This window comes from Echinicola sediminis, from assembly GCF_054777495.1.
On record NZ_BAAHAP010000088.1, the window covers coordinates 1 to 21,562 of the forward strand.

Consider the following 21,562-nt stretch of genomic DNA (forward strand, 5'->3'; position numbering starts at 1 on the left):
TTAAACTTGATCTTTCAAAGGTGGCACGGTTCGAACCGAAATCCGAACTGGAAATGGCACGGTTTAAACCGAAAGGCCTGGCACAGTTTGACCGAAAAGGGTGGCACAATTCAAACCGTTATATCCACCTGATCAGCTTTTCACTCCGCTTGAAATTATTGCTATCGGATACCACCGTTCCATCAAATCGGTTCCTTAGTGCTAGGATATGGCAATGTGGGTGTTCTGTATCATGATGTCTGAAAATAAAATAAGCGTTATTGTCAAAACCCATTTTCCTCATATACTCCTCAGCAATAGCCAGCATTTTATCATTGGTCAGGCTTTCCTCTTTACCAAAGTTCAGACTGGTGTGATAGGTATTTCTGGTCAATCGGGGATTGAGGCTTTTCATTATATCCACTTCCTTTTTCACCATTGCCCTTTCAGTACTGCTAAAGTTAGTGGCTAGCAGCTCAGCCCTTTTTGTAATATCCTTATCATGGAGTTTTTGAAAGTTGTATTCAAAGGCTCCCATAAAAGATTTTCCTATGGACTGTTTAGCGATCATCGAGCAGACATTTTATGATGTAATCCAATTTATCCGAAAGACTGTATAAAGCTTTCAATCGCTCATCAGAAACATCGAACTTTGAATTATAATGTTTGGCGATCTGGTTGATATTATTGCCAATCCTCTTCAGCTCCACATAAGTCTGCAAATCCAACTTTGGGAGTTTTGCCTGAGGGAGCCTGTTCTTAAACACACAGGATCGCACCACATCGGCAGCTGGCAAATTGGAGATTTCACAGAGGCTTGCCAGCTGCCTTACTTCCTCATCATTCATTCTGAAACTGAACCTGGCTGTCCTTCTTTCTTCATTTGATATTTTTGGTCGTGCCATCTTATTTTGAAATGAACAAAGTGAGTTTTCATTTTCTGAGCGGAGCGAAGCAAGCGTTTCCGTCGGACGGAAACATGGCTTGCTTCGCAAAGCGACCCTACCTTCCCAATCCAAACTTTCGCTCCTTGACCACCTTCTCATTGAGGTCTTTATGGAGATCGTAGAGCCTACTTTTATCGATACAATTGACATTGGTTTCCAGTAGCTCTTTGGTCACTTTCTTTCCTGCTTCATCCCGGTCAAGGTATAGTTCCACTGTTTGAAAGCTCTTGAAATATGGCAAAGTCTCCTTGACATTTGAAAGGGAATTGAGTACTAGAAAACAAGTAGCCTTACCGGAAAACTTATTCATCTGGACAAAACTCATCAGATCAAATATTCCTTCGAAAACGGATAGTGTAGCAAAGTATTCGTTTTCTACATCTCCATAAATACTGATCCCCTGTCCAGAACAGCCTTTCCAATATTTATTTCTGATCGACCAGCCATTTGAATTTTCATTTCCTAGCCCAAAGTATCTTTTCCCATTCATGACAAAATATACCTCCTTGCAAAAGTGCTGAGCAATAAGTGGTGATATTTGCCTCGAAACCAAGTAATCCGAAATAGCCTTGTTGGTTCCAATGGGCTTGGTGTTGGTCACCTTTATTTTAGGCTCAATTTTGATATCCTCAAGAGTGGTTTGCTGTTGAAAAGAAAAAGATTCAAAGTAAAGGCCTTTCAGTTGGGTCAAAGCATCCTCAACAGAAAATGAAGGATTCAGCTTTAAGATCAGGTCAATGAGGGTTCCCCCTGAATTGTTGTCCCCATAATCAATCCATAGGTTCACTCTATGATCGACTTTAAATGAGGGTGTTTTTTCTTTTCTTATTGGGGAAAGGTAATAAGAGCACTGACCCAAGTTTCTTTTAGGATGGATTCCCAGGGCAGAAAGGTATTCATAAATGGGGATTTTATTGGCTTGCTTACAGTTCATGGTTTAAATCGTTTGATTGTTAAAAATGACAAAGGAGCCTACTTCCTTACTACATATTATGTAGATTGCTGTTTACCAAGGTATTAAGTGTAGTTTGCATACTTAAATTAGACTAACTTCACCCTTCTACACTTACTACATTTTTGACTTTGTAGTAAGTGTAGTGGGTTTAATTTATTTAAGGTCACTACCGTTAATCATCAGATATTCAGCTGGGTATATCTATTATAGTAATGTAGTAGGTGGATTTCTATATTTTATATGGTATCCCTTTACTGGATATGTTTTATTGTTGTAGCCTCTTTTTGACCCTTGTTCAAATCCAAGCCTTTTCAAGGCTTTTCCTATTTCTTCCCTACTCAATTTTAGGACGGATCCTTCAGCCTTATTCAAGTACTGCAGTATGTCAGAAGGGGTAAGGAAATCATCATCTTTATCTCCTGGGACTAGATGTTTCTGGACAAGTTCAAACTCCATTGTGATCGTGCTGTATTGGGCATTGGCTTCCTCATTCTCGGCTATTTCTTCAGCAGACATATTATAATCAAAGCCGTTTTTGAATAGGGAAAAGGCCTGTGACCAAACCAGATTGACATCTATTTCCTTTTTATAGTCCCAATTGATCCCTGTCAGGGTAAAGCAAAGCCATCTTACACTACCGGTATCATCAGTTAAGAATTCAGACTTGTTTGTGGATCCAATAATAGAGGCCCGCCTTGGCTCCATGGTGGGTTTTCTGTCATAGGGATGCCGGACTTTGATATAGGATCGGCTCATCAGGCTTTTTTGCGCATTGATTTCCTGCTTGTTTAAAGTTGATAGCTCATCCTGTATAATCAGAAAGTTTTGACAAAGTGCTATTAGGCTGTCCTTATCAATGGAAATGTTTTCAGTTTGGTACTCAGAAAGATCGGGAGGGGTTAGAAACCTAGTCAGGGTGGATTTTCCACTGTTTTGTTTATCCTGGACCAGGATCAAAGCTTGTTTATTAAAGTACTGATCATCCAGACTGCAAGCCACGCACCGCACCAACCATTTTTTGAACTGAACTTTGAACCTATCAGAATCCTGGACATGGATATAACTGGCCAACTTTTCTATATAGTCGCCATGTTCATGTTCTATCCAATCTTTTTCATGCTTTTCAAAATAAAGTTGTAAGGGGTTGACCTTCGGTATGTAATCAGAACTAAGAAATGAATTGATATCGGCAAGAGAGGTGTTATGTCCGGCAGCTTTTGCTTCAATCAGCAAAGTGTGAGGGTTAACCCTATAGTAGTTGTCTTTTTCTTTCTCACTAGCAAAGACCTCATAGACTACCACATTATTGATAAAGTCATATTTGCTCATTAAATAGCGGATCATCTTAACCATCGGGTAATTGGAATTATCATCCAACTTTTTGAAAGGACTTCTTTTCTGCATGGTTCTACATCTAATGATTTGAAAATGAATGCAGAAACAGTATCTTTATAGTGTCAAACAGGAATACTATTTCCACAAAATACCAAGCGGATTTCTTCGGATTTCCGCTTTATTTTTTTCTGGTATATAGAAATGCTTCCCTTTTGATTTCAGACTCTGATTGGTGGGAGTTTTGAAGAAGCCAAGCATCGATTTTTTTGCGTTCAAAAAATAATACCTTTCCATTGGGTTTGGAATAGGGGATCTTTCCTTCGTGTACGAGCTTATAGATAAAGGACTTTTTGAATCCTGTATATTCACATAGCTCTTCTACATTCAAGATGTCTTTCAGACCAAAAATGAATTTCTCAATACGATTAAGTTTGCTTAAGATTAATTCGTTTTCCATTGCTGTCATTTGTTTTGTTCTATGCAGCAAAAGAATGTAAAGTATATCATCGAAATTTTCTAGGGTTAAGGTACATTAACCTTTTACCCTAACATATAAACCTATTTATTGAAAATTGCGTCCAAATCCTCTTTGCGTTTAGGTCCATTTAATGATTTAGATTTGGAGGATCTTATGGAATCTTCAGTGGGTTGCTTTTTATTCCGATCATGATAGAAGATTTGGAGGTAACCATCTAAATCCAGTCCGTTAATATTTTCCTTTAAACAATCAAAGAAGTAATGAGTTTGAATATTGTCCATTTTCATTTTGAATAGGGGCTTATCTGGATAATATCCTTCCTTAAAAATTCGTATGAATTTTTTACGATTACTTATTCTTAAAGAATCATCTAAATATTCCAAAAAACCAAAACTGATAAGGCCATCAAAAATGCTTCCTAATGATTCATCATCAATTTGAGTCTTAAATTCATAATTTCTTTTGACCACAGCATCCCTTAGAAATGGAATGTATCTACTTTCAAAATCGGATTTCCAAGTTAAATTAAGAAATGCCACCCCAGATATAAATAAAGAAATAAACAGTGAATAAAGTAAAATACTATTGGACATTGTTTCTGTGGACGGGGTTGAAAAAACTACATATATACTCAGCACCATGGGTGGCCAAAAAACAGAATAAAAAAATAACCTTGGCTTTTCCACTTTCTTCTTAAGGCCAACTATCTTTCCATCAAACATATAAGCGGCATACCAAGCGGGATATCTCCGAATCAATTTCCATGTATAAAAAAACAAAATGGAAGTCATACCCAGTCCAGTAGTCCAGACGAAATAGTCGAACCTGAAGTAGATAAATAAGGAGGTATAAACTATAACTGCGACATAAATTAATGTAGCTCTTAAAAGAATTTTACTTTTTGATTTCATCGTTGTTAAAGTTTTAAATCCAAGTCAAGATTAGGGATGATGTGGGCAGACTCTCTCATTTTCTCATCCACGATTTTCGCATAAATAGCTGTAGTCTTAATTTCCTTATGACCTAATCGCTTCTGGACGGTGTATAAGTCAGCGCCATTTTCCAATAAAAGTACGGCATTGGTATGCCTGGCACTGTGAAAGGTAATGTGCTTGAATACCCCAGCTCGGTTGCACCACCTTACAATTTCATTATTATAAACGGCACTGTATTTAAGACCGTAAAAGACCCTGTCTTTGGGCGATTGACGTTCTCCGAGTAAATCCCTTGCCTGTTTAGAAATATAAAGATATTCCACACCATCTGTTTTCTTTTGTCGAAAGTTAACCCTGAAGGTATTGTCATCCTCGTCCCGAACCTCTGACCAAGTAAGGCTATTGATATCAGACCACCTAAGTCCTGTTAAACAAGAAAACAAAAAGGCTTTTTTCAGAACCTTGTACTTACACTGGGTATTGGTGAGTGCCTGTAGTTCAGAAAATGTTAAATACTCCCGTTGGCTCTCTGCCTGTTCAAAAGATTTGACCCTAGCAGCGTAATTGATATTTAAATATCCTTCATCAAAGGCACTTCTTAAGCAAGCTTTGAATTTATTAAAGTAGGAGTACTTGGAATTCATGGAGAGGGGGAGATCACTTTTGGTACGGGCTTTCTCCTCAAAGTACCTTCGGACACTTTTGGTAAAACTATCATCGACCTCATCAAAAAGAAAATTAGGACTAACACAGTTTTTCAGATGAACAAAGGTGGAAGTCCATACCCCATAGTTTTTCTCTGAATGGGCTTTTTCCTCCATTTTCTCCTTAAAAAAATCCAGAAAAGGCCGCTTGGATTTGCTAATGTTTTTTACATCAAACTTTCCTTGAATATAGTCACTTTGCCGGATAGCCAGGATGCTTTCCGCCAACTGGAGGTTTTCCTTGTTCTCTTTCTTTTCACTGGCATTCTTTGGCTTTTGGTGAAGGTAAATTTTCAAGAACTCAAAATCCCTCAAATGGATTCTTTTTCCCTTCTCATCTGTGGTAGAGCCTTTATAGTACTCTAAATAAAGACTCTGCTTTCCGTTCTGTAATTTTTTCTTTTTTAAAGATATCTTCATGGTACGGAGATGGTTTAAAAGTTGAACATTTGTACAACCATTTTATTTAAGGTTGTACAAATGTTGTAACCAATGTACTAACAAAGAAAATTAAAGTCAAACGAAAAACAGGTAAATAACTGATTTACAGACCAAAGTAAAGCATTGAAAAATAAAAGAAAGTAAATTTATTTCCCGATACAAAACTTCGAAAATATATTCGCCAGCAAATCATCCGTGGTGATCTCCCCGGTGATCTCTCCCAGGAAATGAAGGGACCTGCGGATATCCATGGCCAGGAAGTCATTGGTGATTTCATTGTCAATACCGCTCAGGACATCCAGCAAGGATTCCCGGGTTTTGACCAATGAATCGTAATGGCGGATATTGGTCACCACGGTGTTTCCGGTCTTGAACTTGTCCAGGTTCACCAGCTCCAAGATCTTGTCGCGAAGTACATCCAGGTGTTCTTTCTGTCCTGCAGAAATAAAAATGGTATCGGGATGTTTTTCTTTTAACTCATTGATAAACTGTTGGTTAGTTTTATCTATCTTATTGGCTACTTTAACAAAGGGCACGCCCAGGTTTTCGAGTTTGTTGATGTCCCTGTTGATCTCTACCATATCGGTATCGGACAGGTCAAAGAGGTAGAGGATCAGAGATGCGGTCTTCATCTTTTCCTGCGTGCGGGATACCCCGATCTTCTCAATGGTGTCAGTAGTTTCCCGCAGGCCTGCCGTGTCAATAAAGCGGAAGATCACTCCGCCGATGTTGATTTCATCCTCGATAAAGTCCCGCGTGGTACCGGCAATGTCGGAAACGATGGCCTTCTCTTCATTGAGCAGGGCGTTGAGCAGGGTAGACTTTCCCGCATTGGGTTTGCCCGCAATGACGGTGGGTACCCCGTTTTTGATCACATTGCCAAGGTCAAAACTGGAGATCAGCTGTTCGACCACTCTCAGCAGTTTCTCCACCAATGTCTGCAGGTCGGTTCGGCTGGCAAACTCCACATCTTCTTCCACAAAGTCAAGCTCCAGCTCGATCATGGAGGCAAAGTGGATCAGTTGGTCCCGCAGCACTTTGATTTCATGGCTAAAGCCCCCGCGCATCTGGTGCAGGGCAGCTTGGTGGGAAGCCTCGGAATCGGAATGGATAAGGTCTGCCACGGCTTCGGCCTGGGCCAGGTCAAACTGACCGTTAAGAAAGGCCCTTTGGGTAAATTCCCCCGGTTTGGCAGGCCGGGCACCCTTTCGGATCAACAGTTTGATCACCTGGTTGATGATATAGGAAGAGCCGTGCGTGGAGATCTCCACCACATTTTCCTTGGTAAAGGACTTTGGGGCGATAAAGAGCGAGACCAATACCTCGTCGATGATCTTATCCCCATCCCGGATGGTACCAAAATGTATGGTATGGGAGGCCTGTTTTTCCAGGTCCTTGCCACCAAAGACTTCATTGGTGAGTTTGATGGCCTCTTTGCCGGACAACCTGATCACGGCAATAGCTCCTACACCCTGCGGTGTGGCCAATGCTACTATAGTATCTTCTTTTTCGCTGATTGAAAAAGCCATTGTTTGAAATTTAGATGCCAGAATTGAGCCGCAAGATACAAGATGGGCTTGGAATAACCGGAAACTAGACCTTGATATTGGGATAGTATTGAGTAAATAGTCTTGAATATTTAGTAGGGAGTATTGAGACTCAAGACTCACTACTCCAGACTCAATACTAATTACTTCCTGTAAACCGCTCAACTGTGCTTCCCAGATCCTTGAGGAAAGCATCGGGTGCTCTATAGCCCGGCAGTTGGGTGATGTTTTCCATTGCTGCATCGATGATCACAAAGTTGGGATAGGAACTCACCCGCATGGCCCTGGCCATACTGGCTTCGGTGTATTCCTGTCCTTTGAACTCGAACTTCTTTTCGCTGTTCTCCGCGTCCATTTTCACGGCGTAAAAATTCTTGTTGATATACTCGATGACACTGGCATCGGTAAAGGTTTCCTTGTCCATCTTTTTGCACCAGCCACACCAGTCGGTGTACACGTCCACGATGATCATCTTGGGATTTTTCTCGTTCAGCGCAATGGCATCTTCAAAGCTGTGCCATTTTATGCTTTTCTTTTCCTGAGCAAAGCTCAGCGTTCCTAAAAGAAGGAAAGTGCTTACAAGGAGGATTCTTTTCATCATTTTTTGATTTCAATGTTAATTGACCGGTTCTGGTTTTATGATTATCCGCAATTGCGCCAGTAGACAAAATCATCAACAAGTTGTCCACGAATTATCACGAATTATTTTTGTGTGCTTTATTGTAACATCTGAAATTTGTATACCAAATTTTCTTTGTGGCAAGAAAGCGTATAATGAGATCTGGTTTTATGTCTTTACGGGAAAACAAGCGAAAGGGTTAATAGGTTTCTTTGGGGGCCGGCCCCGTGCTGCTCTTGGTAAAGGGGAGGTGCTTTCGGTGCTGCAGCACGCTGACAAAGAAAAAGAAGCCTGCCACCGAGGCCATGGCTCCGGCGATGGAGCTGTTGAGGAAATAAGCCAAGTAATAGCCAAAGAAAGCAATGCCTATGCCCAACAAGGTACTTAAGAGCATGAGTTTTTTCAGGGACTTTGTCCACAAATAAGCCGTGGCCGGGGGGACCACCAGCAAGGCCACCACCAGAATGGCGCCTACAGCCTCAAAGGAAGTGACGGTGGTATAGCTGACCATTCCCATTAATCCATAGTTGACCCCTGCAGTCGAAATGCCAATGGTAGCGGCAAATTCAGGGTCAAAGGTACTTAGTTTTAACTCTTTGAAATACAGAAATATAAAGGAGCTTGATAAAAGTAAATTTATACCGGACAGGTACAGTGTTCTTGGTCCCATGATCTGCCCATCTCCGGTAATCCACAGGTCAATGGGCACATAGGCAATTTCACCGTAAAGCACACAGTCCTGGTCAAGGTCGATTTGATTGGCCAGAAATGTGATCATGATAATGCCTATGGCGAATAAGGAGGTAAAGGTGATGCCAATGGAGGCGTCGGATTGCAACTTGACTTTTTGGGTAAGGTATTCTATAAATACAGTAGCTATCAGACCTACCAATCCGGCTCCGATGACCATGGTCAGTCCTTGGCGGCTCCCGGAGATCAAAAAAGCAATGACGATTCCAGGCAGTACGGCATGGGAAATGGCGTCGCCCGTCATGGCCATTTTCCGCAGCATCAGAAATGTTCCCAGTAGGCCACAGCTAATGGCTATCATGGATCCGGTCAGGATAATGGTGAAAGCGTTCGGGTCAAAACTCATGATTTATCTTGGTCTCTTGGTATAATGGAATGATGGGGGTCTTCTTCCGGAAAGTTGAGGTTTTTGTCCAGTTGTCTTTCCAGTTCCGGCGTGATGATGTGTTCCAGTTTTTCGGCACTGTCATGCACATGGTCCGGGGCAATATTCATGTACTCGGTCATGTATAATTCCCATAGACGGTGCAGCCGGACGATGCGCTTAGCTTCTTTCAATCCACTTTCGGTAAGGGTTATATTGTTCTGGTTGTCAGTTATATAATCGCTTTTAATTAATCTTTTGATAGAGTAATTGGTGATGAATTGTCTTCCTGGGAAACTTTCAAAAATGCTTTTGGCGGGTAAGCTGTTTTGTCCTTTTTCCCTGGCGGCATAAAGTGCTTTAAGAATATGGTCTGTATGGATTTTTCGTTGATAATTTCGTTTGGCGATCCACTTGGTCAGTATGCCTTTTTTACCGGAAAAGAAAAAGGAAAGAAAGGCAATAAAGGAAAGTACCACGACCACCCAAGGGCCGGTGGGCATATGGGGAAGGGCAAAGGAAATATAGGCACCCACTATACCTGAAACCAAGGAAAAGAGGACGGCCAAGAGCAGCATTTTACTCAAACGGTCGGTCCAGAACTTGGCAGCGGAGGCCGGGGTGATCAGCAATGCTGCCATCAGCACCACGCCGATGGCCTGGATGCCTGTTACTACAGCCAGCACCATCAGGGAGTTGAAAAGGAACTCCAGCCGTTTGACCGGAAGTCCGACACTCTGGGCAAAGGAACGGTTGAACACCATTAACTGAAATTCTTTATAAAATACCAGGATGACCAAGATAATGGCCGTGGCCAGTACCCCATAGACCCATAGGTCCTGACGGACGATGGAAACCGCACTGCCGAATATAAAATGGTCCAGTCCGGAGAGGGAAGCATTGCCGGTTTGCTGCAGTTGGGTCATCATGACAATGCCCACCCCGAAAAAGATGGAAAGCACCGCGGCGATGACCGTGTCTTCTTTTAGTTTGGTGTAATGAGAAATCCAGTCTATCACGTAAGTGGACAGGGCGCCGGTCAGAAATGCTCCGCCCACGATCCAGTAGGGGTTTTTATCTCCCGATAGCATAAAGGCCAGGCAGATTCCCGGCAATACCGCATGGGAAATGGCATCGCCTACCAGGGCCTTTTTGTCCAAAAAGGTGAAGGTCCCTACCATGGCGGCGCTGATGGACAAGAGGGAAATCCCGATGACCACCATATTGACATTTGGATCCTGAAACGAAAAGAAATAAATGAGTTCTTCCATATCAGTTTTTTAGCGGATTGAAATCACTTTTCTTGATTACCTCGCCGATATCGGTCAGTGTGGATAACTTGCCTCCATAGGTCTTGGTGAGCAGTTCCTCGGTCAAGACCTTTTCGGTGGGACCGGAGGCAACCAAGTGCATGTTGAGCATGATGAGCCAATCGAAATATTTTCCGGCCGAGTAGATATCATGATGGACTACGATGACCGTTTTTCCACTGGCCGTCATTTCGGCGAACAAATTCACCAGGGCTTTTTCGGTGCTCATGTCTACCCCTGCAAAGGGCTCGTCCATAAAATAGATGTCCGCCTGCTGGGCCAGGGCCCTGGCGATAAATACCCGCTGCTGTTGACCGCCGGACAATTCGCTGATCTGTCTGTGGGCAAAGGCTTTCATATTGACCTTTTCCAGGCAGTCCATGGCCAGGGCCTTTTCTTTTTTACCGGGTCTTTTGAACAAGCCCAAGTGATGGTAAGTGCCCATCATCACAATGTCCAAAGCGGATGCGGGAAAGTCCCAGTCTACGGATTCACGCTGTGGAACATAACTTACCCGGTTTCTAACTTGGTTTAACTCTTGGTCAAAAATCCTGGCGTAGCCGCTGTTGGCTTCCACCAGACCCATGATGGCCTTGATCAGGGTGGATTTCCCTGCCCCGTTTGGCCCTAGGATGCCGATCAGCGCTCCTTGGGGCAAAGTCAAGTCGATGTTCCAGAGCACAGGGTTCTGCCCATAGCTCACCATGAGGTCATGTACTTCAACTACCGGATTGTCTACTTGTTGTATCATTGTGGTTAAAGATGTCTGTTACGGTTGTTTCCATGTTGGACATGGAGCGGTTAATGGTTTATTGTTGAGTGGCTTATTGCAGGTTTTGGACGATTTCATCTACATTGGTCCGGACCATGCCGGGGTAAGTGCCTGCCGGTCCACCTGCTTCGCCAAGGCTGTCGGTATAAAGCGGGCCGGCCAGTTTGACCAAATGTCCCTTTCTTTTACAGCCTTCAACCACTGCTTTAATGGCTTTGGGTGAAATGGACTGTTCGACAAATATGGCCTTGATGTCTTGCTCTATGATAAAGCTGACCAATTTGGAAACATCATTCAGTCCGGGTTCGCTGAGGGTGGACAGTCCCTGCAGTCCCCTGACCTCTATTTGATAGGCCTTCCCAAAGTAAGAAAAGGCGTCATGTGCTGTAATCAATACCTGTCCCTTATCGGTGATGTTTTGAATTTTCTCTAAGGTATATTGGTGTAAATCATCCAGTTCCTTGCTGTAGGCTGCCCAGTTTTGTTCTATATATCCTTTCCATTCAGGCTTTCTTCTGATGATTTCATTTTTCAGGTTTTTCATGGCCTTCTTCCATAGGTGCACGTCGAACCAGATATGGGGATCCACGGTATTATCGTATTCGGGGCTTGCGATCAATAGGGTGGGAGGGAGCATTTCCCCTACATCTATGACCGGGTGGGTCTGGCTGAATTTGTCCAGTACTTCCACCATTTTTCCTTCCAGGTGCAGCCCATGGTATACCACTAGGTCTGCATCGAATAATAGATCGAGGTCTCGTTGGGAAGCTTTATAAAGGTGGGGATCCACACCAATGGCCATTATGGGCGTGACCACAGCGCTGTCCCCAACAATGGAGCGTACCGCGTCGGCCATGATATTGGTCGTGGCGGTGATACGGTATTTGCCATTGTCCTGGCCCTTGTCAAACTTGCAGGCCACTGTCCCCAAGAAGAGGAAAGAAAATAGAAAGACTGAATATAATCGCATTAGGCTTGCATGATTAGGATGTTTCCGGCGACGTCTTTGGACATAAAGAGCGTTTTCTTATTGTCCACGAGTATTTCGAGCGAACCGTCAAATTCTACCTTGTCCAGGATTTTTATCCTTGCCCCGATATAGGCGCCCACCTTGTCGAGGTAACGGAGGAATGCCGCGCTGCTGTCCTTGACTGCCACGATCTGTCCACCTTCATTGACCATAAGTTCATTGAGCGGCAGCCTGGGGCGCGCTTTGACATCCCCAAATTCATCAGGGATAGGATCGCCGTGGGGATCGTATTTGGGGTTGCCCAGAAAGTCGTCCAGGCGTTGGATAAGCAGGGGGGATTTGATATGCTCCAGCTCCTCCGCCACATCGTGTACCTCGTCCCAGCTGAACATTAACTTTTCCACCAGGAAAACCTCCCAGAGGCGGTGCTTGCGGATGATCTGAAGGGCAGACTTTTTACCTTCTTCCGTTATGGTGACCCCGTAGTATTTCCGGTAACTGATGACTTCTTTTTCGGCAAGTTTCCTCAGCATGTCACTGACGGAGGCAGGCTTTGTTTTCATCTCCTTGGAGAGGTCGTTGGTGGATACATTGTTCTTTCCACCTTCAGACAAATGGTAGATGGCCTTAAGGTAGTTCTCTTCCGCGTACGTTAATGTTGGCATTCGTTCCTATTTAGGTTTATGTCCCAAATATAATAGTTTAGATTATACTAAAAAAATATTTCAACAAAACCTAAAACACCTGTGGATAACTCAATTCGGTTTGTGATTAGTGTTTTAGGTTAGGCAAAATAAAATTTACGTTTATATCTAAAACAGGGTTTAACTAGCTATTTAATAAGTGTTTGTGAAGTTATCCACATAGGCCGATTTGTGATGGTTTCAGCAGGGCGCCGAGTTTCCTGAAAGACCGCTTCAGTTTACACATTCCAAAAATGTGGATAAGTTTTAGCCTGGATTGGGGCTTTTTCTTGGAAAAGAAAAGGGAGTAAAGAGATCAAAGTAGCTATCCTACCGCTGATGACATAGACTAGGATCCCGCTGAATTCGCGGATTTTAGTTGAAGGAATTTCATGGAGCAATCGTCAATGGACGTCTGCTTTATCAGCCGGAAAACTAGGAAAATGGCATGATTGGCATAGTTGGGGAAAGCTATATGGCAGTGAAGATAAAGAGCGCCCCAAAGGGGCAAATTACTACTAGCCTGGGGTGTCAGCCTCGGGCTAGTACAGCAGAGGATGGTCATGTTTTGGCCGGATAACTACCAATAGGGCAAATAACTTGCCGCCAAAACCAGTAGGTTTCAATGGAGAGTTTTACCCTAGATTCAAAGACTTGGAAAAAGTAGCGTACAATAGCTAAGGTATGAACCCGAGTTCGATTTAAAAGCAGTGAAATAGGATCGCTGTGTCCCCGAAAGTGATCGGGGCAGGCTATTGCGAACCCTTTTGTGCGTGGGATGGTGTGGGAGGAAAGGGTGTGGCAATCTACTTATTATGAGATTCCCACGGCTTCCTTCTCGCAATCCTACGCCAAGCCCTGTTTGGCTCCAGACAAGCTCGGAATGACGTCTTTGAAACTTGAACTGAGATTATGACATAAATTAGATGGAAATATGCATTAGCCTCTCTAATAAAGCCTAAGATTGCTAATGAATCATCCGGGTTAAAGTATCCTTCAAAACTCAACAATTAATGACTAAATAACCAAGCATGAACAGCGAAACAGGAAAATGGATCATTGGGATAGGACTGGGGCTGGTCTTTATCGGGATACTGGTGTACTTTTTTGCCGATAAACTGCATTGGCTGGGAAGGCTGCCCGGGGATATCCGGATCGAGAAAGGCAATTTCCGACTTTACTTTCCGATCACCACCATGATCCTAATCAGTATCCTCTTATCACTGATCATGAAACTGATCCAAATGTTGAGAGCCTAAAGAGAAAATAGAAGCGATCCTTAATTCTCATTATTTCTTAACTTAATTGTACGCCGCTATACCAGTGGTCTACTATTCTATGAAGTAGCCTGAAATGCAGCAAAATCACTATCAAAGAATCTGCGGTGATCCGCAAGCTCCCAGCCTACCGTCAAGGCAGGTTCGGGAAACACTTTGTGAATTATAAAGCTTCTGGCATAATTGCGTACAATCATACTCCTTAATGTTTATTTGCTTGATTTGGCCAAATTAAACCTTTTTGATTTTAAGTTTTATGTATATCCGCAAAGACACCAGTAGCTCTAAGTTAGCAAACCATCTCTCACAACTTGTCCGCCTTGGCGGAGAATGCACAGAAACCCACAGAAAAGGTTTTTTAATTCCGTGAAATTCTGTGGAATCTATGAGAAATAAATTTACTGGTGTAATTCCGGATAATCGTATTAGGTTTAACTGTGTATCCGCAATGTTGCACGTAACCAAATCTTATAATGTTTTTATTGTTTTTCTGTTCTTTTCCATTGATGAAAAGAACCAAAAATCTAGGCCATGGAGCATTCTTCAAATTGAGTGAATTGGTTTTCGATTACGATCAGTTTGTCTCAATTTGATTTTGTGCCATTTGCCGTAGGCTAAAAATGAGTGGATCTCGCTCGTCCACTTCCCGAGCTAACTCATTTTTTTAACGCCTCCATCAACTGTCCCAAAACCGAATGCTCCAAAGGCCTTTAGGAGGATTTCAGTTAAGTATTTTGTTTAATTTGTACTACGTGCAAAATTCCGGACAGTCAGATAAGTTTAATTCCGAATGCCCTCGGAGAAAAAATTCTTCTTCCACAACTGCCTGCCGACAAAGTTGACCGCATCCAAAATCTGATAGACATTGTGCGGTACGAAGGGAGATAAGGCCACTTGAAAATGGCCCTGCTTGTCCCTTTTGATATCCATTTCATACCTGGTTTTCAGTAACAGCAATTCCTTTGGAAAAAATATCTGCACATGGGTTGAGGTCATTTCAGAGGGCAAACCAAACCGTTTCTTTTTGCGGTGATAGTGCTGCTGCACCCATTTTTCTTGAAAGTTTTTCTCCTGAATGATCAGTTTGGAATCCTGCCACAACTTAGGACTGAACTGATGGATGACCTGTACATTGCCCTTGGTAAAGATGTAGTGGACCTGGTGATCCAATTCCATCTTTAGGGGTAAGTTGTTCCTGATGGAAAGAAATTTCCACAGGTTATCTATTTTTTTGACATCCATCTTCGGTTTATTTTGGGTTTATTCCACTAGTCTAAAATAATCTTCAGCAGTCACCTTAAAAGCCTGACGCTCTTTCTCGGAAACCAGTATGGGCTCCCATTGATTTTCGGTCTGCACCTCAAACACCACTCCCTCTCTGATATAAGGCAAGAGCTGCTTGACAAAGTTAATATGTTCGTGCCGATCACCAGAACGGAAAACCAGTTGGCCTACGCTGTTCGCCACCTTGTCATTCCATCGAATATGGATACGGTCGAGAAATTCCAGCATAGGTGAGGGTTCCACATAGAGATATGCCTTGTCTTTAATACGGTTTATAATAATAGAAAGGTTGATAAAAATCAAATTATTGTCTTTCAATCTTTTATCCAACCTGTAAATATCCAATTGGCTATTTTCGGGTTTTTCATGATCGTAATAAAATTGTCGGACATTTTTGAAATAAAGGCGGCTGGAAGCCGTAACGCGGCTATCCCTGTCTCCCCCAGAATTGTCCGCACGGTATTCGTTGAAAACTGATAGCAAGAGTACGATGGCCACAGATGCCAAGAGGAAGATTTTCATGATCTTGATCAATTCCGGGGTCAATATGGGGTCTTTTGCGGACATAAGCTTTCAGCGAGAAAAGTAATACTTCTTAAATTTTAAAACGCTTCACCATTTCAAAAGTTCATCCTACTTCGTACTTGATACTTTGTACTTTGTACTTTGTACTTGATACTGTCCTCATCGCATAAACGATCCCGCATTCATATCTATCGTGCTTCCCGTGGCATGGTCGGCCAGACCAGAGCAGAGCAATGCCACCATTGGGGCAATGTCTTTGGGCTCCGTAAGGCTTTCCAAGGCAATGTCATGAAGCGCATAATCCTCCCCATATTGGTCCATAAAGTCCCTGGCCATATCCGTCCGCACAAAGCCGGGCGCTAAAACAAAAGCCCTGATGCCTTCCTTGCCATAATACCGTGCTATGGACTTGGTAAATCCGATCAATGCAGATTTGGAGGCCGCATACGCCAAATAGTCCGGAGTATCCCCCCTAAAAGCTGCCCTGGAACTGATATTGATCAATCGGCCATGGTTGTGTGAGCGGGCATGATGGATAAACTCCTTGCTGATAATGGCCATGGCGTGGACATTGACAGTCATGGTTTCCAGCCACACTTCCAGCCACTCCTCGGTGGGCTTATCAGCTGACACGGATTGGGCGATGCCGGCATTGTTGATCACGGCATCTATTTTTCCGTACTTATCCACCAAGCTTGGTAGCCATCCCTTTACCTGATCCAGATTGGATAAATCACAGGTTACCACATGGGATTTATGGGGCAGGCTTTGCTGTAATTCCAAAGCTGCAGGCTGGTTTTTATGGCAATGGATCAATACTTCGGCACCAGAAGCCGAAAGTTGTGCCGCAATGGCCCTGCCGATACCCCTGGAAGCACCGGTCACCAGTATTCGCTGATTTTCTAGGGAAATTTTCATTGGAGGAGTTTGCTTTCTCTAAAAATACAGAAAGAAACTTCAAGCAACAATCTTCTACCCCATGAGCAAGATCGCCTCCCCTAAAACTGATAGCTTATCAACAGACTATTCCTGGTCACGGAGGAGCCTAATGCAATATAGGATGACATACCATTGCCCCGTTCATGTCTGAACTCTACCATCATTGTATCCTTTACTTTTAAGCCAAGCCCCAATAAAAATGCCTGCTCATACTTCCTTGGGCCGTTGAGGAGCTCATATTCCCTATAGCTGTAATGGTCATCGCCATTATATTTTTGAAGATTTTCCTGTATCTCGCTATTGGTCATGGACAGGGCAAAACCATTCGAAATGCCGATATTCCCAAATACTTTGATCCCTGACAGGGGATAGGTATACCGGATCAGGCTATTTAGTTTGAGATAGGAAAAACCAATGGCTATATCCGTTTTCGAGTGACCGGTCTCATTCTCAAAGTTTACCTGATGATCTGTAAAGGAATAAGCCGAATACATCAGCTCATTAAACAGGGACCATTTCCTTTGGTGAAGAGGAAAAATCGCCTCTAAATTAACACCAACCGTAGGATGATAATCCGTTTCAAAGCCAGCATCGACCAAATACGAAAAAGACTCCCTACTTGAAGTAAAACTAAGGTCGGTGGCGGTCATCCCAGTAAAAACACCCCATTTAAAAGTTGTTTTCTCTCTCTTTTTGCTGTAAGACCAATCTGCTTTAACACAGCTATAATATTTTCCAAAAAGCCTGGTAAGGCTGTTTTTATCATACCTTACATTCCTCAAATAAGAAGCAATGTCTTCACAATCTCCCAGATAAAAGCGAAGCTGCCCCAAATATTTTTTGTTGATTTTGATATTTCGATCCCCATAGGACTCAGAGACATATTTTTTATACTCCAACAGCTCCAATTTATCAGCTACGTGTATATAAAAGTTCACACTGCTTGTTCCACCATTATAGTAATAGAGTGATTTATCCCCCTTTACTATCATTTTTAAAAAAACCGATCTGCGCGTAGTATTGAGATTGTAAGCCGTATCCAATTCCGCGGTATAATGCGAATCTGTGCCTATATCAACCATTGCGCTCAAATAATGGGTATCTGCCACACCAAAGCTCTTGATATCTTCAGGAAAAAAGGGAATGGCTGCGTCTCCTGCCTTTTCGGCAAACATTATTTGTTCCGGATTGACTGCCCAATCCCTAAAATCTATCGTTCCCACTATGGTATCGCTGTCCGAAGTGACAATATATCCTGGTTTAAAATTCTCCTGGCCAAAGGAATAAAAATTCAGCAATAAAAATGCGAAGGTCAGAATTCTCTTCATCTCTAGATATGATTTAAAAGTTTAGTTGTTTTTTTGTACGCAAAACTATCATTTTTTCTTTCAATCATCCCAGTAAAAAATTGAAGTTTAAATTAATTGCAAAGTCTAAAAATCAGCGCCTATCAGCGGGATCTGCGGGAAACAGTTTGCAAGCCTGAAAGCTATTCATTTAGGTCCATCAAACTTTTGCAAAAAAACTTCAGGACCATGTCCTATTTCCTAATTCCCGTTTGTCAGAATAATAACTGAAACATCTAAACATTTATCAACATGAACATCACACACCATTTAACGATTAATGCTTCTTCAGCAACGGTTTACAACGCAGTGGCCAGCACAAAAGGAATCAAAGGATGGTGGTCTAAGCACTGCACGGTAGGGGAAAAAGAAGGGGAGAGTTCCCGATTAAAATTTGACAAACAAGGAAAAATTGTCGAGATGGGATTCACAACAATTACTTTGGTCCCTAACAAAAAAGTGGAATGGGAATGTACCGAAAATGCCAATCCAGCTTGGATAGGCACAAAAATCATCACTGAAATTTCAGAAAACCAGGGAAAATCCCAAGTAATCTTTTCCCATGCAGATTTTGATGAGAAATGGGAAGGCCAAGATCCCTTTGAAATGACCAAACAAGGCTGGGAGCATTTTGTTTCCAGTTTGGTTGCTTACTGTGAAAAAGGAAGCGGACAACCTTGGTAAGTATTACAGCTCCCAAAATTATTGTGTTTTTGGGAGCTTTTCTTTACAAATTGTGATCTGTTTTTGGATCATTTCACTTTCCACTGCTGAAGGCTTCAGGGTTATGGCCTGTTCAAAGTAAGGCAAGGCTTCCTCATACCTTTTTAGCTTCAATAAAAAGCTGCCCTGAGTAGCTGGCAGCAAATGATAATGGGACATTGCCTTTCTTTTTGATAATGCGTCCAGTTGCTCTAAAGAGGCTTCCAATCCCTCGATCCTACTTAAGATAATGGCAAGGTTGAGCTCTACCACCGGACTGGGCTTGATTTTCTCTAAGAGCTCATAGAGATGATAGATGCTTACCCAATCTGTATTTTCAAAACCGGAAGCCAAACAGTGTTCAGCAGCAATCTGTGCTTCAATATGATAGGCTGATAAATGCTCATCAGGGAAAGAGGAGGCCAAATACTGCATGCCCATGTTGATAAGTTCCCGATCCCATAAATCCCTGTTTTGGTCTTCAAAAAGAATAATGGCTCCATGAACGTCTATTCTGGCCTCAAACCTGGCAGTATGAAAACACATCAACGCCAGTAATGCACTCAACCTTTTATGATCACTGAAATGGTCTTTTAACAGTTTTGTTAGCCGAATGGCTTCCAGACAAAGACCTTTTTGAATTGGGATATCGCCCGATGAGGCATTATAACCTTCGTTAAACATCAGGTAAAGGGTAAGACTGACGGCCTGCAGACGACCATCCAATTCCCTGCCATGTGGAATATCGAATGGTGTAGAAGAACTTCTGATGGCCTCCTTGGCACGGTAAAGCCGCTTATTTATGGTGGATTCGGTGCTCAGTAAGGCTTTGGCCACTTCCTTTACGCCAAAACCGCAAAGGGTCTTTAGGGTAAGGGCTATCTGTGATTCGACGGATAGCGATGGATGGCAACAGGTAAAAATCATCCGCAGCTGATTGTCCTTGATTTCTTCCTCCAGAAAAACAGCCTTCTCTTCTACATTGGTCTGCTCCTGATAAATCAAGTCCGCTTGATGGTCTAATCGGATTTTTTGCCTTTTTAGCTCATTGAACGCCTTTCTTTTGGCCACCTGCATCAACCAGGCAGGGGGATTTTCAGGTGTTCCCTCTACCGCCCAATGTTCCAAGGCAGCTATCAGCGTTTCCTGCACTACGTCTTCGGCCAAGGCTATATGCTGGGTCCCAAAAAATCGGACCAAGCTGGCCAGTAGTTTTCCATATTCCTTCCGGAAAAGCTGCTCCACCAATTGTTTGCTTTCGGTGCTCAAGGTCTATTTCATTTTGGGAAAGGCTATGGGACGGACTTCAATCTTATAGAGCCCAAGGTGCGGAGAAGATAAAGCAATCCTATTGGCTTCTTCTTGATCCCTTGCCTGAATCAAAAAATAACCCGCTATGATCTCTTTGGACTCCAAAAAGGGCCCATCCGTAACAATAGCATCCTCTTTGGAGGTCAGCTGGGCACCATGATCTTCCAGTCTTTGTCCGCCCAAATACTGCTCGCCCAGTTCATTGACCCAGCTCTTATAGGCTTCCATTATTTCCTGTAACTCGTTTGGAGAAAGGTGGTTCATGCCATCTCCCTTCAAAATCATTAAGAATTCTTGCATCGCTTTTTATTTATGACAATCCAACTGTCGATTTTAGGACAACAATTTATGGATACTTTAGGCAATAATACCGTTAGCATCAAAACGTGTAAACTTGTTCCCGCTCCTGCCTGCCGAGGGTAGGAATCTCGCTGATTTACGCAGATGCTTATGATCTTAATGCACACAGGCTCTCTTTATCAGCTTTAGCAGCAAATCCTGATCAAAAAATTCCTTTACCCCATCTTTGGTGGATAAGTACGTCGATATGGCATGATCCGATAGTACATACCCCTCCCTTATTCCCTTGATGATGGTCAAAAGGTAATTTTCATGGGGTGCAGTATAGGGCTGATACAAATCCCTGCTGGTAAAAGTAAATACAGGTTCCCCATTTTCCTCGCCCAAGTGGAGCAGCAGGTTATACCAACCGGCATCTTCCAAAACCAGGCTTCCTCGATGGGCCACTGCTGTCAAATCTATTTCCGGCCGGTAAGAAAGGGCATTTTCCTGCCTCAGCACATCCAAAAATTGGGCTTTTCTGATGCGGTACATTCTGGCCAAGGTTGGCGCTTTAGCCTCCTTTTGCCTGTGGATAAAGGCTACGCCGCCACCGTTCCACACTTTTGCAGACTTGGCAAAATACATGGTATACGGTATTTCAAGGGCCTTTTCGGCAGTGGGAAGGGACTTATCCACACAGCCTGCATAGGTTTTTGCTGCCCCTACTGGTCTTCCTCCCTGCACATAGCAGAGCAACCGGCTTTTCAACAGGTTAGAACCATAACTGGCGTACCAAACGTAATCGCTATCTTGGTATGACATTTAATATTGTACGTTTATTGAAGAGGAGAATTTGGAGGCAGTTCCGTGTAAGTTTATACGATCACGGTAGATTGATAAGAACAAAGAGCCAAGAATAAAGAGAAAAGACCGTTTCTGTTTTGTAAAACTAAATTTGCGAAGTTTTTAGCTCCTAGATTTTTCACATTCACAGGAGCCTAATTCTCACATCATTCTCTATTCCGTTCTGCACTTCGTACTTCGTACTTCGTACCTTCTACTTCCCACTTCCTACGAAACATGTTGATCGATCAGTACCGGGTTGCC

24 protein-coding genes are annotated in these 21,562 nt (G+C 42.9%); 2 read left to right on the forward strand and 22 right to left on the reverse strand.

The genetic code is table 11. From position 1 onward, the window contains the following. Positions 1-118 precede the first annotated feature (118 nt). The 14 genes from ACYVAA_RS18055 to ACYVAA_RS18120 form a co-directional block, all read right to left on the reverse strand. Entirely contained in the window at positions 119-550 is a 432-nt protein-coding gene (locus ACYVAA_RS18055; RefSeq protein ID WP_460544393.1) for a relaxase family protein, read from the reverse strand. Beyond that, complete coding sequence (gene mobC, locus ACYVAA_RS18060; protein ID WP_460544395.1) at positions 540-884, reverse strand: plasmid mobilization relaxosome protein MobC; 345 nt, start codon at positions 882-884, stop codon at positions 540-542. Before mobC ends, ACYVAA_RS18055 begins: the two co-directional genes overlap by 11 nt. A gap of 97 nt (positions 885-981) precedes the next feature. Then, positions 982-1,860 carry a toprim domain-containing protein gene (locus ACYVAA_RS18065; protein ID WP_460544397.1) on the reverse strand — a complete coding sequence of 293 codons (879 nt, stop codon included), beginning with the start codon at positions 1,858-1,860 and terminating at the stop codon, positions 982-984. Between the two features lie 225 nt (positions 1,861-2,085). After that, entirely contained in the window at positions 2,086-3,285 is a 1,200-nt protein-coding gene (locus ACYVAA_RS18070; protein WP_460544399.1) for a virulence-associated E family protein, read from the reverse strand. Between the two features lie 109 nt (positions 3,286-3,394). Then, a complete protein-coding gene (locus ACYVAA_RS18075) occupies positions 3,395-3,673 on the reverse strand; it encodes a helix-turn-helix transcriptional regulator (protein ID WP_460544401.1) in 279 nt (92 codons plus the stop codon). Positions 3,674-3,774: 101 nt separating this feature from the next. Then, complete coding sequence (locus ACYVAA_RS18080; RefSeq protein ID WP_460544403.1) at positions 3,775-4,605, reverse strand: hypothetical protein; 831 nt, start codon at positions 4,603-4,605, stop codon at positions 3,775-3,777. Positions 4,606-4,610: 5 nt separating this feature from the next. Beyond that, on the reverse strand, positions 4,611-5,753 hold the full coding sequence (locus tag ACYVAA_RS18085; RefSeq protein WP_460544406.1) for a tyrosine-type recombinase/integrase: 1,143 nt from the start codon (positions 5,751-5,753) through the stop codon (positions 4,611-4,613). A 167-nt stretch (positions 5,754-5,920) separates the two neighbouring features. Continuing rightward, complete coding sequence (mnmE, locus tag ACYVAA_RS18090; protein ID WP_460544408.1) at positions 5,921-7,303, reverse strand: tRNA modification GTPase; 1,383 nt, start codon at positions 7,301-7,303, stop codon at positions 5,921-5,923. Positions 7,304-7,460: 157 nt separating this feature from the next. Further along, on the reverse strand, positions 7,461-7,919 hold the full coding sequence (locus ACYVAA_RS18095; protein ID WP_460544441.1) for a thioredoxin family protein: 459 nt from the start codon (positions 7,917-7,919) through the stop codon (positions 7,461-7,463). Positions 7,920-8,139: 220 nt separating this feature from the next. Then, positions 8,140-9,036 (reverse strand): metal ABC transporter permease, encoded by an 897-nt coding sequence (locus ACYVAA_RS18100; protein WP_460544410.1) that lies wholly within the window; start codon positions 9,034-9,036, stop codon positions 8,140-8,142. Further along, positions 9,033-10,325, reverse strand: a complete 1,293-nt coding sequence (locus ACYVAA_RS18105) for a metal ABC transporter permease (protein WP_460544412.1) — start codon at positions 10,323-10,325, stop codon at positions 9,033-9,035. Before ACYVAA_RS18105 ends, ACYVAA_RS18100 begins: the two co-directional genes overlap by 4 nt. 1 nt (position 10,326) lies before the next feature. Beyond that, positions 10,327-11,115: a metal ABC transporter ATP-binding protein gene (locus ACYVAA_RS18110; protein ID WP_460544414.1), complete on the reverse strand. Its 789-nt coding sequence runs from the start codon at positions 11,113-11,115 to the stop codon at positions 10,327-10,329. A 73-nt stretch (positions 11,116-11,188) separates the two neighbouring features. Beyond that, positions 11,189-12,106: a TroA family protein gene (locus ACYVAA_RS18115; protein ID WP_460544416.1), complete on the reverse strand. Its 918-nt coding sequence runs from the start codon at positions 12,104-12,106 to the stop codon at positions 11,189-11,191. Next, entirely contained in the window at positions 12,106-12,771 is a 666-nt protein-coding gene (locus ACYVAA_RS18120; protein ID WP_460544418.1) for a metal-dependent transcriptional regulator, read from the reverse strand. The genes ACYVAA_RS18115 and ACYVAA_RS18120 overlap by 1 nt, the downstream gene beginning before the upstream one ends. Before the next feature lie 1,049 nt (positions 12,772-13,820). Between ACYVAA_RS18120 and ACYVAA_RS18125 the strand changes: the two genes are divergently transcribed. Next, on the forward strand, positions 13,821-14,048 hold the full coding sequence (locus tag ACYVAA_RS18125; protein WP_460544420.1) for a DUF2905 domain-containing protein: 228 nt from the start codon (positions 13,821-13,823) through the stop codon (positions 14,046-14,048). 77 nt (positions 14,049-14,125) lie between these two features. Here ACYVAA_RS18125 and ACYVAA_RS18130 read toward each other — a convergent pair whose 3' ends face one another. The 5 genes from ACYVAA_RS18130 to ACYVAA_RS18150 form a co-directional block, all read right to left on the reverse strand. Next, positions 14,126-14,263 (reverse strand): hypothetical protein, encoded by a 138-nt coding sequence (locus ACYVAA_RS18130; RefSeq protein ID WP_460544422.1) that lies wholly within the window; start codon positions 14,261-14,263, stop codon positions 14,126-14,128. A gap of 583 nt (positions 14,264-14,846) precedes the next feature. Beyond that, complete coding sequence (locus ACYVAA_RS18135) at positions 14,847-15,308, reverse strand: hypothetical protein (protein WP_460544425.1); 462 nt, start codon at positions 15,306-15,308, stop codon at positions 14,847-14,849. 18 nt (positions 15,309-15,326) lie between these two features. Continuing rightward, positions 15,327-15,917, reverse strand: a complete 591-nt coding sequence (locus tag ACYVAA_RS18140; RefSeq protein WP_460544427.1) for a hypothetical protein — start codon at positions 15,915-15,917, stop codon at positions 15,327-15,329. A gap of 117 nt (positions 15,918-16,034) precedes the next feature. Continuing rightward, positions 16,035-16,793 (reverse strand): SDR family NAD(P)-dependent oxidoreductase, encoded by a 759-nt coding sequence (locus ACYVAA_RS18145; RefSeq protein ID WP_460544429.1) that lies wholly within the window; start codon positions 16,791-16,793, stop codon positions 16,035-16,037. 80 nt (positions 16,794-16,873) lie between these two features. Continuing rightward, positions 16,874-18,142, reverse strand: a complete 1,269-nt coding sequence (locus ACYVAA_RS18150; RefSeq protein ID WP_460544431.1) for an outer membrane beta-barrel protein — start codon at positions 18,140-18,142, stop codon at positions 16,874-16,876. Positions 18,143-18,412: 270 nt separating this feature from the next. On the opposite strand from ACYVAA_RS18150, the gene ACYVAA_RS18155 reads away from it, so the two are divergent. Next, positions 18,413-18,844 (forward strand): SRPBCC family protein, encoded by a 432-nt coding sequence (locus tag ACYVAA_RS18155; RefSeq protein WP_460544433.1) that lies wholly within the window; start codon positions 18,413-18,415, stop codon positions 18,842-18,844. 18 nt (positions 18,845-18,862) lie between these two features. Here ACYVAA_RS18155 and ACYVAA_RS18160 read toward each other — a convergent pair whose 3' ends face one another. From ACYVAA_RS18160 to ACYVAA_RS18170, 3 genes are all read right to left on the reverse strand, one after another. Continuing rightward, complete coding sequence (locus ACYVAA_RS18160) at positions 18,863-20,131, reverse strand: RNA polymerase sigma factor (RefSeq protein ID WP_460544435.1); 1,269 nt, start codon at positions 20,129-20,131, stop codon at positions 18,863-18,865. 3 nt (positions 20,132-20,134) lie between these two features. Continuing rightward, positions 20,135-20,473, reverse strand: a complete 339-nt coding sequence (locus tag ACYVAA_RS18165; RefSeq protein WP_460544437.1) for a YciI family protein — start codon at positions 20,471-20,473, stop codon at positions 20,135-20,137. Positions 20,474-20,629: 156 nt separating this feature from the next. Next, positions 20,630-21,277, reverse strand: a complete 648-nt coding sequence (locus ACYVAA_RS18170) for a hypothetical protein (RefSeq protein ID WP_460544439.1) — start codon at positions 21,275-21,277, stop codon at positions 20,630-20,632. Positions 21,278-21,562 lie beyond the last annotated feature (285 nt).

Excerpts from the sequence above, each read along its gene's own strand:
- ACYVAA_RS18085 (WP_460544406.1), bottom strand. The coding sequence starts at position 5,753 with ATGAAGATATCTTTAAAAAAGAAAAAATTACAGAACGGAAAGCAGAGT.
- ACYVAA_RS18150 (WP_460544431.1), bottom strand. The coding sequence starts at position 18,142 with ATGAAGAGAATTCTGACCTTCGCATTTTTATTGCTGAATTTTTATTCC.
- ACYVAA_RS18140 (WP_460544427.1), bottom strand. The coding sequence starts at position 15,917 with ATGTCCGCAAAAGACCCCATATTGACCCCGGAATTGATCAAGATCATG.
- ACYVAA_RS18105 (WP_460544412.1), bottom strand. The coding sequence starts at position 10,325 with ATGGAAGAACTCATTTATTTCTTTTCGTTTCAGGATCCAAATGTCAAT.
- mnmE (WP_460544408.1), bottom strand. The coding sequence starts at position 7,303 with ATGGCTTTTTCAATCAGCGAAAAAGAAGATACTATAGTAGCATTGGCC.
- ACYVAA_RS18145 (WP_460544429.1), bottom strand. The coding sequence starts at position 16,793 with ATGAAAATTTCCCTAGAAAATCAGCGAATACTGGTGACCGGTGCTTCC.
- ACYVAA_RS18065 (WP_460544397.1), bottom strand. The coding sequence starts at position 1,860 with ATGAACTGTAAGCAAGCCAATAAAATCCCCATTTATGAATACCTTTCT.
- ACYVAA_RS18100 (WP_460544410.1), bottom strand. The coding sequence starts at position 9,036 with ATGAGTTTTGACCCGAACGCTTTCACCATTATCCTGACCGGATCCATG.
- ACYVAA_RS18165 (WP_460544437.1), bottom strand. The coding sequence starts at position 20,473 with ATGCAAGAATTCTTAATGATTTTGAAGGGAGATGGCATGAACCACCTT.
- ACYVAA_RS18080 (WP_460544403.1), bottom strand. The coding sequence starts at position 4,605 with ATGAAATCAAAAAGTAAAATTCTTTTAAGAGCTACATTAATTTATGTC.
- ACYVAA_RS18135 (WP_460544425.1), bottom strand. The coding sequence starts at position 15,308 with ATGGATGTCAAAAAAATAGATAACCTGTGGAAATTTCTTTCCATCAGG.
- ACYVAA_RS18120 (WP_460544418.1), bottom strand. The coding sequence starts at position 12,771 with ATGCCAACATTAACGTACGCGGAAGAGAACTACCTTAAGGCCATCTAC.
- ACYVAA_RS18070 (WP_460544399.1), bottom strand. The coding sequence starts at position 3,285 with ATGCAGAAAAGAAGTCCTTTCAAAAAGTTGGATGATAATTCCAATTAC.
- mobC (WP_460544395.1), bottom strand. The coding sequence starts at position 884 with ATGGCACGACCAAAAATATCAAATGAAGAAAGAAGGACAGCCAGGTTC.
- ACYVAA_RS18055 (WP_460544393.1), bottom strand. The coding sequence starts at position 550 with ATGATCGCTAAACAGTCCATAGGAAAATCTTTTATGGGAGCCTTTGAA.
- ACYVAA_RS18110 (WP_460544414.1), bottom strand. The coding sequence starts at position 11,115 with ATGATACAACAAGTAGACAATCCGGTAGTTGAAGTACATGACCTCATG.
- ACYVAA_RS18130 (WP_460544422.1), bottom strand. The coding sequence starts at position 14,263 with ATGATTGTACGCAATTATGCCAGAAGCTTTATAATTCACAAAGTGTTT.
- ACYVAA_RS18075 (WP_460544401.1), bottom strand. The coding sequence starts at position 3,673 with ATGGAAAACGAATTAATCTTAAGCAAACTTAATCGTATTGAGAAATTC.
- ACYVAA_RS18125 (WP_460544420.1), top strand. The coding sequence starts at position 13,821 with ATGAACAGCGAAACAGGAAAATGGATCATTGGGATAGGACTGGGGCTG.
- ACYVAA_RS18170 (WP_460544439.1), bottom strand. The coding sequence starts at position 21,277 with ATGTCATACCAAGATAGCGATTACGTTTGGTACGCCAGTTATGGTTCT.
- ACYVAA_RS18155 (WP_460544433.1), top strand. The coding sequence starts at position 18,413 with ATGAACATCACACACCATTTAACGATTAATGCTTCTTCAGCAACGGTT.
- ACYVAA_RS18115 (WP_460544416.1), bottom strand. The coding sequence starts at position 12,106 with ATGCGATTATATTCAGTCTTTCTATTTTCTTTCCTCTTCTTGGGGACA.
- ACYVAA_RS18095 (WP_460544441.1), bottom strand. The coding sequence starts at position 7,919 with ATGAAAAGAATCCTCCTTGTAAGCACTTTCCTTCTTTTAGGAACGCTG.